7 protein-coding genes and 1 tRNA gene are annotated in these 10,727 nt (G+C 61.7%); 2 read left to right on the forward strand and 6 right to left on the reverse strand.

Translation table 11 applies throughout. The annotated features are described in order from the left end of the window. The first annotated feature begins 52 nt into the window (after nt 1-52). Nucleotides 53-129: transfer RNA gene (locus AB9K35_RS00450), tRNA-Met, on the forward strand. Here AB9K35_RS00450 and AB9K35_RS00455 read toward each other — a convergent pair. From AB9K35_RS00455 to AB9K35_RS00470, 4 genes are all read right to left on the reverse strand, one after another. After that, a complete protein-coding gene (locus tag AB9K35_RS00455) occupies nt 86-1,786 on the reverse strand; it encodes a recombinase family protein (protein ID WP_369923960.1) in 1,701 nt (566 codons plus the stop codon). The genes AB9K35_RS00450 and AB9K35_RS00455 overlap by 44 nt on opposite strands. 558 nt (nt 1,787-2,344) lie before the next feature. Beyond that, nucleotides 2,345-4,519, reverse strand: a complete 2,175-nt coding sequence (locus AB9K35_RS00460) for an AAA family ATPase (RefSeq protein ID WP_369923953.1) — start codon at nt 4,517-4,519, stop codon at nt 2,345-2,347. Nucleotides 4,520-4,615: 96 nt separating this feature from the next. Further along, on the reverse strand, nt 4,616-5,530 hold the full coding sequence (locus AB9K35_RS00465; protein WP_369923954.1) for a GIY-YIG nuclease family protein: 915 nt from the start codon (nt 5,528-5,530) through the stop codon (nt 4,616-4,618). A 152-nt stretch (nt 5,531-5,682) separates the two neighbouring features. Beyond that, nucleotides 5,683-6,177, reverse strand: a complete 495-nt coding sequence (locus AB9K35_RS00470) for a hypothetical protein (RefSeq protein WP_369923955.1) — start codon at nt 6,175-6,177, stop codon at nt 5,683-5,685. Between the two features lie 769 nt (nt 6,178-6,946). On the opposite strand from AB9K35_RS00470, the gene AB9K35_RS00475 reads away from it, so the two are divergent. Next, entirely contained in the window at nt 6,947-8,560 is a 1,614-nt protein-coding gene (locus AB9K35_RS00475; protein WP_369923956.1) for a plasmid recombination protein, read from the forward strand. 311 nt (nt 8,561-8,871) lie between these two features. Here the strand turns inward: AB9K35_RS00475 and AB9K35_RS00480 are convergent, their stop codons facing one another. Together AB9K35_RS00480 and AB9K35_RS00485 are read right to left on the reverse strand one after the other, a co-directional pair. Continuing rightward, nucleotides 8,872-10,008, reverse strand: coding sequence for an acyl-CoA dehydrogenase family protein (locus tag AB9K35_RS00480; protein ID WP_369923958.1), 1,137 nt, complete (start codon nt 10,006-10,008; stop codon nt 8,872-8,874). Next, the coding region (locus tag AB9K35_RS00485) for a CaiB/BaiF CoA transferase family protein (protein ID WP_369923959.1) at nt 9,998-10,727 on the reverse strand (730 nt) is incomplete at its 5' end. The genes AB9K35_RS00485 and AB9K35_RS00480, both read right to left, overlap by 11 nt.

Raw genomic sequence — 10,727 nt, forward strand, 5'->3', positions numbered from 1 at the left:
CGCCAAACCTAGTAAAATCCAAAACCTCTCTTGAACGATACAAAACACCTGACGCGGGATGGAGCAGCCAGGTAGCTCGTCAGGCTCATAACCTGAAGGTCGCAGGTTCAAATCCTGCTCCCGCAACCATCGTTTCCGACCCAGCCTCTGCAAAAAGCGGGGGCTTTTTCGATTCAAGGCCCCCCAAAGCCATGATCCCGGCCAATTCTCCAACAAGCTCAAGCTGATGGCCGCCGGGCGCATCCGCGTCCGGAACCATCCGTACCTGCGAAATCAGCGCCCTCAGCTCTGCCATGGCTTCCCGCTTCACCTCCGGCGCGTTCAGCGACCGGGCGAGATCTTCGACCATCTCGCGGTAGCGCTGCGAAAGGCTGGAATGCAGCCGCAGGGCAGGGGGCTCCGGGCTTTCCTTGATGAGGGCCTTCAACCGGGCCTTCTCCTCTTCCAGTTCCGTCATCTTGGCCTTCAATGACGCATGGTACATGCCGTCTTCGATGGCCTTCAGAATGCCCGCGATCTTTCCATCCACCTTCTTCAGGGAGGCTTCCGCCTTCTGGCGCTCCTGGCAGGCCCCCGCGGCGGCTTCGTTGAACGCCTTGCGGTATTCCTCGGCGAATTGCGCCAGCAGGTCCGGTGCCAGAAGCCTCTGTTTTAGCCCGGAAAGAACCCGATCCTCTACTTCTTCCCGGCCGATGGTGGCGCGGTTGGTGCAGACCGCGGCGCCCTTGTTGCGCGCGCCGGCGCAGCCATAACGGGTTTTGTTGATCAGCGTGTAGCTGGCGCCGCAGCAGGCGCAGCGCAAGAGGCCGGACAGAAGGTAGGTCGGTCGGCGCGCGCGTTCCAGCCGGGGCCGTTCGGTCAGAACGCCTGCCGGGTTCATTGCCTGCCGCACCTCACCCTGGCGGGTTTTCACTGCGTGCCAGAGCTGGTCATCAAGGATGCGCAGCTGTGGGACTTCTTCGATCTTCCAGTCGTCAGGCGGGTTGAGGCGTGACAAGCGTTTGCCGGTGTCCGGGTTGGTATCGTAGGTCAATCGGTTCCAGACCAGACGCCCGATATACAGCTCGTTGTTCAGAATACCGGTGCCGCGCTTGATGTTCCCGGAAATCGTTGAGGGGTTCCAGACTCCGGTGCCCTTGCCGCTTTGCGGTCCAGGCACGCCCTCGCTGTTCAGGGCTGCCGCAATCGTGCGGGCGGAAAGACCGTCTGCGTAATCCTGGAAGATCCGTTGGATGACGGCGGACTCCTCCGGTTCGATCTCCCGGTCACCGGTGCTGAGCGTGCCGTCTGGCAGGATCTCCCGCTTCACCCGGTAGCCGTAGCAAATGCCGCCAGCGGATTTGCCCCTGGCAACGCGCCCTTCCAGACCGCGGCGTGTCTTCTGGGCCAGGTCCCGAAGAAACATGGTGGACACCAGTCCGCTGACGCCGACCTTCATATCGTCCAGTTCATTCTCAGCAGCTGTGTGGAGCCTGACCCCGAAGTAGCTCATGCGCTTCAGCAGGGTTGCGGAATCCGCCATGTCCCTGGACAGGCGGTTCTGGCTTTCGGCGACAATGATGTCGATCTGGCCGCATTCTGCTGCCCGGATCAGACGCTGGTATCCCGGGCGCAGGGCATTCTTTCCGCTGAGCGCGTGATCGGTGAAAACTTCCGTTACCTGCCACCCGTTCTGCTCGCACATGCGGCGGCAGAGCCGGATCTGGTCTTCGACCGATGTGTCTTTCTGCTTGTCCGTCGAATACCGGGCGTAAATGGCAGCGCGGAGACTGGGTGTTGCGTTCATTCTTATTCCTCCGGGGGCAATTGGCTCCTCTGTGCCGCGATGTCCTCAAGAGCAGTCTGGCGGGCGAGGAGCTTTATGATGTGCAGAAGCGAGGCCGGACAGTTGGCCTGGCCGTTTGTCTCAGGTGTACCGGGGAGACTGGCTTTCTCCTGGCAATTGACATAGCTCTTCTGGTCCCGTGCCATGGGCCGAGGTCTCCCGCCGCTCCCGGACACAGGCCCGGGGCGGTCTTCTGATGCTGCTGATCTGGCCGGGAACTGCCCCGGCGGCTGTTGGCTACATCATATCTGGAGCGGGAGGACGGAGGACCTTTGAAAGGCGGGAGATGCCGCCCCGGGGCCGGGTTTATGTGGACAACCTGCCGTTTTGGCCGGTTTGCTCAGGGCTGCGAGCTGAGGTGCGCGCCGTTGCGGCCGGACCGGCGGCGTTTGCCGCGCGGGCAAAACCTTTCCGGGAGGGAGTTATCCGGATTTTGGACCAACCGGAGTCTGCGCCGCGGGATTTTGCACAAGTCATTGTGCAAATCCGGTGGCTAGGCCGCTTGATTGGCGAGCGCATCTACTGGTTCAGAATTAGCTCTGAATCTCCTTGCCGCGGCACGTCACGCAACCAGCACTTGATGGCTTCGCCGTCAAACTCCCTTTCCCGAACCAGAACCGAGGCCATTTCTTTGAGAAGGTGCTTGTGGGGGTACAACAAAGCACGCGCGACGTCCTCGGCATGGTCGAGCCGTTCCTGTAGGCGCTTGCGTTCTTCTGCAGTCAAACGGGCAAAGTCCGGGGTCCCAAGCCAGGCGTTGCCATGAATGCCAAGCCCGAGTTCATAGTCCATCGCCAAGGATAGCTGCGCGGCCTGCGCGAGATCCGAGGCTGAGCCTCCACCCGCCCCTGCGGAGATTGTCCCGAACACGAGCCGTTCTGCTGCGCGGCCTGCGAGGTGGATCGTGATCTGCCGGTCGAAATCCGCCTCCAGTCCCGCCCCCGGCGGTGTCGTGCGCTCGGTAAACCCTCCGTCGGGGGAGAGGCAGACGCGCTTGATCTCTTCCCCGTAAAGCCAGGCGGCGATTGCATGGCCGCCTTCATGCACGGCGATGCGCGCGTCCAAGCGGCTCCGGTATCCTTGTTCTTGGCCGAGGATTTGCTCCAGGAATCCGGGATCGAAGCTCCGCCCCTGGCGCCGCGCCTTGGCGCGGGCCTCGCGAAGGCGGGCGTCGATCACGGCGGGGGTTTGCCCGGCCAGTTTACGGGACAGGGGGCGCAGATCTTGCCCGGAGTCCGGGAAGGCTTGCTCAAGCATGACCAGGATCTGTTGCCGGGTCGGAAGCGGCATCTCGTGATGCAGGTCGAAACGGCCAGGACGGAGGATAGCCGGGTCGATTTTTCCGGGAAAATTTGTAGCGCCGATCAGCAGGATACCCTCTTCCCGGTGCAGCAGATCGATCTGCCGCAGGAACTCGTTGATCACCTGCTGGCGGTAGGCTTGGTTGCGGTCACCGGTGTCGGCGCGAGACCCGCAGCTGTCGATCTCATCAATGAATAGCACGCTGGGCTTCCGGGATTTGGCGTCCCGGAAACAGGTCAGCATGGCTGCAAGCATATCGCCAAGGTGGCCGTTGGCCTGCCAGGCACCAAACGATCCTTGGATCAACGGGACCCCGGCTGATGCGGCGATGGCCTTGGCAAGCACGGTTTTGCCAGTGCCGGGTTCTCCGTAGATCAACAGAGATCTGGACATGTCGCTCCACTCGATCTCACCGCGCTGCCATCTGTGCAGGTCCGCAACCAAGTCCGCCGCAGCCTGGTGGGCAGGAGAGGTGCCGCCGATGGCCTCGAGGGTGAGTGCGCGGACGCCGCCAGCGTGCCCCCGGGTCCGAGAAACCGCCGCGGCCAGGCGGTCTGCCGCGCAGCGGGCATCAGGGGCCCGGAGTGCCAGTAGCACATCCGGATCGCCCAGCTGGGACAACGCATGGTCTTCGGGGAGAGCCGGTTCCACGGCCTCGCGGTCGATTTTGCCAGTGGCGCTGTGGCTGTGCTCCATCTGTGTGATGAGGATATCGCGGTTCAGCGGCTTCAACTTCACCGGGTCCGGCAAGCTCGCAGCGAGACTGTCCGGGATGCTTTCGCCGTGCGGAAGCAGGACAAGCAGCGGGCAGGGTTGCTGCAGCGCTTCACATAGGTTGCGCTCCAGACGATAGAGATCACCGGTCCGCGACGTTCCGCTTGATGTGGTGACCTGAAGTACCCGGAGGGCTTGACCACGGGGGTGTTCGTCTCCGCGGGTGGTGACCTTCCACTCTTCGGGCAGGAAACCGGAGCGGCAGGCCGCCAGGATGAAATCCGCGTCCGCGGTGCGGAACCCGGAGAGCACGGTGACGGAACCCGGAGCCAACACGGTGTCCATGACATTCCGGGAGGAAATGAAGGTTGCTGCAAGCCGCAGCGCGATGAGGCTTCGGCTTCCGGGCAGGACGGTTGCAGGGCGGCTGTGCCCCTGGTCGTCCAGCGCCCAGCCGTCTACTCCGCTTTCCCGGAGTTGGTCTAGCTCTGCGCTGTCCCGGTGCTGCGCTCTTGGCAGGTCGTTGAGCGTGTCCAAAAGTCTGGATTTTGGATGGTCTTGAAAAGCGGCGGCACGTTTGTTAGCGGCGCTGAGCTGATCTGAGATCATCCGGCGCAGGACCTGTTTGCCAAAGGAGACCCAGGCGGGACGGGGAGAGTGAAGCGGGAACTGTGTCATCGGTTGTCTCCGGATAAGATGCAGGCAAAGGGGCGCCGCCCTCCCCGGATTCCGGGTTGGCTGGGGCGGCACAGAGGGGGGGCGGATGGAGGAGTGTCAGGCCGCGCCGTCAGTGGCGATCTCGTCCAGCATCCGGAGGATCTCCGCGGTCACGTCTGCGAAATAGATCTCGCTCCTGACATTGATGGATCCGGCGTAAAGATCGGGCGGCGCGATGCTATCCGGGAAGGCGGTCTTGAGCCTGGTATGCAGCCGCTTCTCTGTCTGCAAGGCAAGCTGCCCGGTCGCCATCGGGACAGTCTGCAGGATCTGCGCATCCAGGTCGTGGTGCTTCAGCAACTGATGGCGCAGGCGGGAATCCGGGTTACGGGAAAAGCCAAGCTTGACGAGGCGCAACCCGGAGGCCAGCCGGAATTGCATGGCATAAAGATGGCTCGGTGCCGCGGGCCAGTTGTCACCGCAGTTGCCGCACCCGAAGCGGCCGGTCTGCATGTTGGCACGGGCGATCCTTTGTTCGTGGCCGCAGGCCTGATGCCGGTACAGGCGATAGTTCGGGCCGCCTTCCGGGTCCGGTCCGATCAGCTCCCAGCCCTGCGCGGAGGCTTCTTCTTGCTCCTTATGCTGCTGGCAGAGTTCGCAGCGTACGTCGCAGACGCCTTCGGCGGCCCGCTTCACCATCTCAAACTGGCGGCGCAATCGGTGTCCGCATCCGGCAATGTAGAAGCCATAGTGACGATTTTCCGGGTCGCGGCCGACCCAGTCCAGGCCGACTGCCGCGGCATCGTCCCGCCAACGCGCTTCAATGCAGTGCGGGCACTGCGGCTGGCTGTTCATGAGAACAAAGATCTTGCTGGCATGTGTCCGTCGGCAGCTGTGGCAAGACAGGAGCAGGTGATAGCGGTCCTTGACCCGCTGGAGGATGCCGAAGCCCTTGGCTTCGGCGGCCGCGCGCCAGTGGCGGTGAATGGTGAGCGGGAAGGCGGCGTGGGTGGCGGTTGATGTATGGGTCATTGAGAACTCCATTTGCGCAAAGCGGGAGAGGGGGCAGGCGCCGGATATGGGGCACCTGCCGGGAAAATCTGGAATTGGGCATGACGCGGCCGGGCGCAGGCGGAGAGATCCGCTGCGGGCCGGGTCAGGTTATGTCAGGGGGATTGGGCGGATCAGACCGGCGCGAAGTCCGGGGCTGTCACTGCCATCTCCACCACGGCGTCGACTTGCCGCGCCGCGCGGTTCAGCGCTTCGCGGACACCGGGATCATCGGTGGTGAAAAGGTCCCGGTGCTTATACATCAGATGCTGGAAGTGTAGCGCCTCGTCTGGGGTAGTGGCTTCAATGAGGAAGTGCATCAGCATGCCCATACGCTGCAGCGGCTGGTCTGATGCGGAAGAAGCCGGGGCGGAAAAGATATCGGAAGCCAAACGCAGGCAGTCTTGCCATTGGTTCTCCGCCGCCTCCGCGAAGCCGCTGCTCCCAGGATCCCAACTCATGGAATGCGACAGGTCGCGGTCCATCTCAATGGCAGCATCCACGGCTTCGATGAGCACGGTGAAAGTCCGGGAAATCGGGGTGGTACACTCCTCGGAAATCCGGCAGAGCGATGCTGGGCGCAGGTCTTTTGCCGCGCTCGAGCGCGTGATAACAGATGCGATAGTCATGTTGGTCTCCTTAGCCGAGATCAGTGTGATTAGAGCGTAAGCAAGGGGTGGAGCCCTTGCCTACGCTCGTTATTATATGGTACCAAAAAACCAAAAATCAATACGAGATTAGCTGGCATGGCAAAAAAAACCAGAGGAAGACCGGCGGTCGATACGGAAGCTGTGAACCTGCGATTGCCGCGCGAGATGATCGAAGTTGTGGATGCTCAGAGGCGAAATGAGGAAGACCTTCCAACACGGCCAGCCATGATCCGGAGGATGCTAAAACAGTGGTGTCATGATCGTGGCATAGACGTCGAGGAATAGTCTGCCTCGGAAAAGGCGAGCGCTACATCCATCCAGATTATCGAGAAACAAAATTGCATCCACGGCCTTTGGCAGGAGGGCGTCTGAGGCAATGTCTTGTGAATGCCCGAAGGTTTTCGGCTGGTCAGGAGAAGTAAGACCAACCTTCCCGGACACCGGCAGGTGGCGGAACCAAGCCGTTCGAAACAGTACAAATGCAAGGCCGGGTACCGGCCGCGCAAGCACCCGAAGGGCTGCTGGAGCGCCTCCCCGGCGTAAGGGGCAGACGAGGTAGCTTCAGCTACCTATAGTCTGTCCCTATGGGGAGCATCTGCGCGCGTTCGGCGCGCCATTTTATGCTGCCCCAAGTCTCAGAAAAACAATATGGCAACAGAAATCCGATTATTTACAGGGTGTTATCGGTGGATCCGCTTTTGCGTTTTCGCTGAGGTCGCGTACTCAATGAAAAAAGGAGTACCGCGGCATGGCATATCAATTCGTCCATATCGAAACCTATTCCCGAAAGCCCCGGAAGGTGAAGGGCACGAAAGACCAGTGGAACAGCACGCAGCAGGTGTTCGAGGAAGCGCAGCGCAATCCGGACTTCTCCAAGCATGTCGAAAACCCGCGCGCGCCGTTGCCCGTTCTAAGCCGAGGGGCGATGGCCGTCAGTGATCTTCAGGCGCTGCACGATCGGCGATGCAGCGAGATCCGGGAAACCGTGACCGCGAAACCCGGAAAAACCTACAGCCGAAGCCTGCGGTCCGATGCGCCGACATTGTACACTGAGATCCACTCGCACCCGATGTCGTCGAAAAATTTCCTGGAGGATCGGGCAAAGCACAAGAAAGAGATCGCACGGTGGGCAGACCTGGTTGTGCGGGATTTCCGGAAGCGGATGCCGCAAGGCGTTGCTTTCGCTGGGGTCATTCACCTGGATGAAGCACATGTTCACATGCACATCCTTGCTGTGAATGCGGAGGACTCGCGGCTCGATGCCAACAAGCTGCATGTGGGCAAAGCGGCGGCTGCGGAATACCGGGGCGCGCATGACAAGCCGCAGACGCTTTCGTCATTGCCGAAGCCTGCATTGCTGCCAAAACCGAGAAAGCCGAAGAAGCCGCGGCCCAGCAAGAACCGGGTTACCCAGAAAAAGAATATGGCAAAACACGAAGGGGCATTGGCCGAATGGCAGGCCGCTTGCGCCGAGGTCGAGGCCGTCAATGCCAGAAAGCTCGAAGAATGGTCCGTAGATAATGGGCGCCATCTGCATGCCGCCCGGAAGAAAAGATCCGGGAAGAACCCGGAGAAGGCCGCTTTCACGGCGGCGATGAAAGCCTTTCAAGACCGCTACTACGAAGCGGTTGGCAAGCCCTGCGGGCTTCTCCGGAAGGGGCCAGGCCACGAGCGCCTGACGACCAAGCAATACGCTGCGCGTAAAGCCGGGGCCAAAGCCCGGGCGGAGGAGCAGCTGGCCAACCTACGGTTCGAAACCAAGCTAGAGGAAAGGGAGCAGGCGCTGGAAGCGCAGGCACGCCGCGTCGCGGCGGACGAAAATTCTTTGAAGAAGAAGGAGGCAGAGGTCACGGCAAGAGAAGAAACGGTGTCGTGTCGGGAGAAGGAGGTTGAGGCGAGGGAAAGGTCATTGAAAGAAAGGGACGAACGGGCCGCGAAGCGGGAAGAACAACTGGCGGAACGGGAAGCAGCAATTCGTGCCCGGGAAGAAGAGATCAAGTTGGCTCAGGAACGGGCAGAGGCGTTTAACCTTGGATTGGAATTGATCCGCACCGACCAGCTGCGATGGGTGCCCGATAAGAAAGACCAGCCGGGCCGACTAGTGTATGGCCCTCGCGGTGGCCCGGAACGTCCGCTACCTCTGGAGATGCATGCCCGGCTTGAACCAGCGATGTCGCTGCTCGAGATCCTTCTTAAGATCATCGCTGCGATCATTGAGGACGCATTGCGCGAGCGTAGAAGGGAGATTGTTCGCGACGCTGAGGCTGTGGCGGAGTGCCGCCGTCAGTTGGGTCTGCAGGAGAGTTCTTTAATTGCCGGGATATCGAAACGCGGCAACCAAGACCAGGCGTTCGATGTTTGATCGCGGCAGAAGGTCATTTAGGTGTTGCTCACCTGCGAAGAATATGGGGAAACATGCACGCGTGTTGGAAGGCAGGAATGCGCAATAGTGACCTTTGCAAGGTCGGGACTCGCCAGGAATCCTACAGACGTGGATGGCCCTAACCGGTCCTCTGCCGTCTATTCGAAATGCTGCAATGTCCATCGAAAAAGACATTCGCGGCAACTGCGCAGAGATAAGCCTCGGCGCAGTCGGCACAGCAGGGCTTCACTTTCACCTCGCTGAAGCAATTTTCAAAAAAAGCGCAAACCGACATTTGGCCGATCAATGTGCTAACTGAGAAGTTCGCGGGCGATGATGGTCCGTTGTATCTCCGAGGATCCCTCGTAGATCCTGAAGATCCGCAAGTCGCGCAGGTAGCGTTCCAGTGGAAAGTCCCGGGTGTAGCCGTAGCCACCGTGGATCTGCAGTGCCCTGTCTGCGATGCGCCAGGCGGCCTCGCTGGCGTATAGCTTGGCAAACGCCGAGTCTGAGGAGTACCGCTCACCGGTGCCGCGCTTGCGGGCGGCTTGCATGCCCAATGCCCGCGCCGCGGCAAGTTCGGTGGCACTGTCGGCCAGCATCCACTGTAGCCCTTGGAAGCTGCTGATCGGCCGTCCGCCAACCTCGCGTTCCTTGGCATAGGACACAGCCGCATCCAGCGCGGCGCGCGCAATGCCAGTGGCCTGCGCGGCCACTTCGATACGGCCGTTGTCCAGCACTTTCATAGCGGTGCGGAAGCCGGTGCCCTCGTCGCCGAGCCGGTTTTCCGAGGGAACGTGGCAGTCAAACGAGATCGGGAACACATGGCCGCCGCGCAGGCCCATGGTTTCTTCGTGTTTGCCGATTTCCACACCATCAGTCTTGCCCGGTTCCACCACAAAGGCGCTTACCCCGCGGGCGCCGACTGCGCTGTCGGTCTTGGCATAGACCACGATGAAATCCGCGCCACCCGCATTGGAGATGAAGCATTTGGAGCCCTTCAGCCGGTAGCCGTCGCCATCGCGGGTGGCGGTGCTGCGCATATCGGCAGGGTTGGAGCCAGCCATCGGTTCCGTCAGGGCAAACGCGCCAAGTGCCTCACCCGCTGCGGCAGCCGGCAGCAAGCGCTGCTTGAGCGTCTCATCCGCCCCCAGAAGCAGTGAATCCGTCGCCAGGAAATGCGCTGTCAGCATCGAGGCGGTAGAGCCGCAGGCCCCCGCAATGGCCTCCACTGCGCAATAAAGGGCAGGCCCGGACAGACCGATGCCGCCATACTTTTCGGGAAGGTTCATGCCCATGATGCCCATTTCTGCCAGTGCCGCGCGGTGCAGGGTTGCAAACTGCCCCTTGGCGTCGATGGCGGCAGCGGCAGGTGCCAGAACCTCGGTCGAAAACCGTTCGATCTGGTCGATGACGGCCTGTTCTTCGCTGTTCAGATCAACGCACATCGGGGCTCTCCCTGTTTTGCCAAAGTTGTTGCAGAATGTCCTGAGTGTGGGCGCCCAGGGCGGGCGCTGACTGGCGTCCGCCCCGCGGCGCATCGCTGAAATGCACGGGCTGCTCTGGCACTGTGACCGTTCCAAGGGCGGGGTGCTCTACCGCAGAGGCCAGCCCGCGCGCCTGCGCCTGCGGTGAGCCCCAGGCCTCGGGCACTGAGTATAGTGCCGCGGCTGGAATGCCCGCCTCGGACAAAACCGCCACTGCGTCCTGCGTGCCGCGTGCTGCGCCCCAGCTTTCGATATGCTGCGCCAGAGCGGGTTCGTTTTGCCGCCGCAAAGCATCGCTGGCAAAACGCGGATCCTCTGCCAACTCCGGTGCGCCGATGGCTGTTGCGAAGCGCGCAAACAGCCGGTCATTCAACACCGCAACGGTGAAACTGCCATCCCCGGCCGAATAGGTGCCAAAAGGGGCCGACAGCGCGTGCTTGCTGCCCGTCCGCTTTGGCGTCTCACCCGCCATCAGCGCCCGGCAGGCCGCCACCGGCATCATCGACACCAGCGAGTCATAAAGCGCCAGATCAACATGCCGCCCCTTGCCGCTGCGTTCCCGGTCAAACAGCGCCACCATCGCTCCGAAGGCCGCAAACATGCCGCCTGCCACGTCGGCAAAGGCATCTCCGGCCATCATCGGCGGGCCGTCCTCGGCGCCGGTCATATCCATCAGCCCG

Origin of the sequence: Leisingera sp. XS_AS12 (assembly GCF_041224635.1) — a bacterium.
In the GTDB taxonomy this organism is placed as follows: Bacteria; Pseudomonadota; Alphaproteobacteria; order Rhodobacterales; family Rhodobacteraceae; genus Leisingera.

Excerpts from the sequence above, each read along its gene's own strand:
- AB9K35_RS00455 (WP_369923960.1), bottom strand. The coding sequence starts at position 1,786 with ATGAACGCAACACCCAGTCTCCGCGCTGCCATTTACGCCCGGTATTCG.
- AB9K35_RS00470 (WP_369923955.1), bottom strand. The coding sequence starts at position 6,177 with ATGACTATCGCATCTGTTATCACGCGCTCGAGCGCGGCAAAAGACCTG.
- AB9K35_RS00465 (WP_369923954.1), bottom strand. The coding sequence starts at position 5,530 with ATGACCCATACATCAACCGCCACCCACGCCGCCTTCCCGCTCACCATT.
- AB9K35_RS00460 (WP_369923953.1), bottom strand. The coding sequence starts at position 4,519 with ATGACACAGTTCCCGCTTCACTCTCCCCGTCCCGCCTGGGTCTCCTTT.
- AB9K35_RS00475 (WP_369923956.1), top strand. The coding sequence starts at position 6,947 with ATGGCATATCAATTCGTCCATATCGAAACCTATTCCCGAAAGCCCCGG.
- AB9K35_RS00480 (WP_369923958.1), bottom strand. The coding sequence starts at position 10,008 with ATGTGCGTTGATCTGAACAGCGAAGAACAGGCCGTCATCGACCAGATC.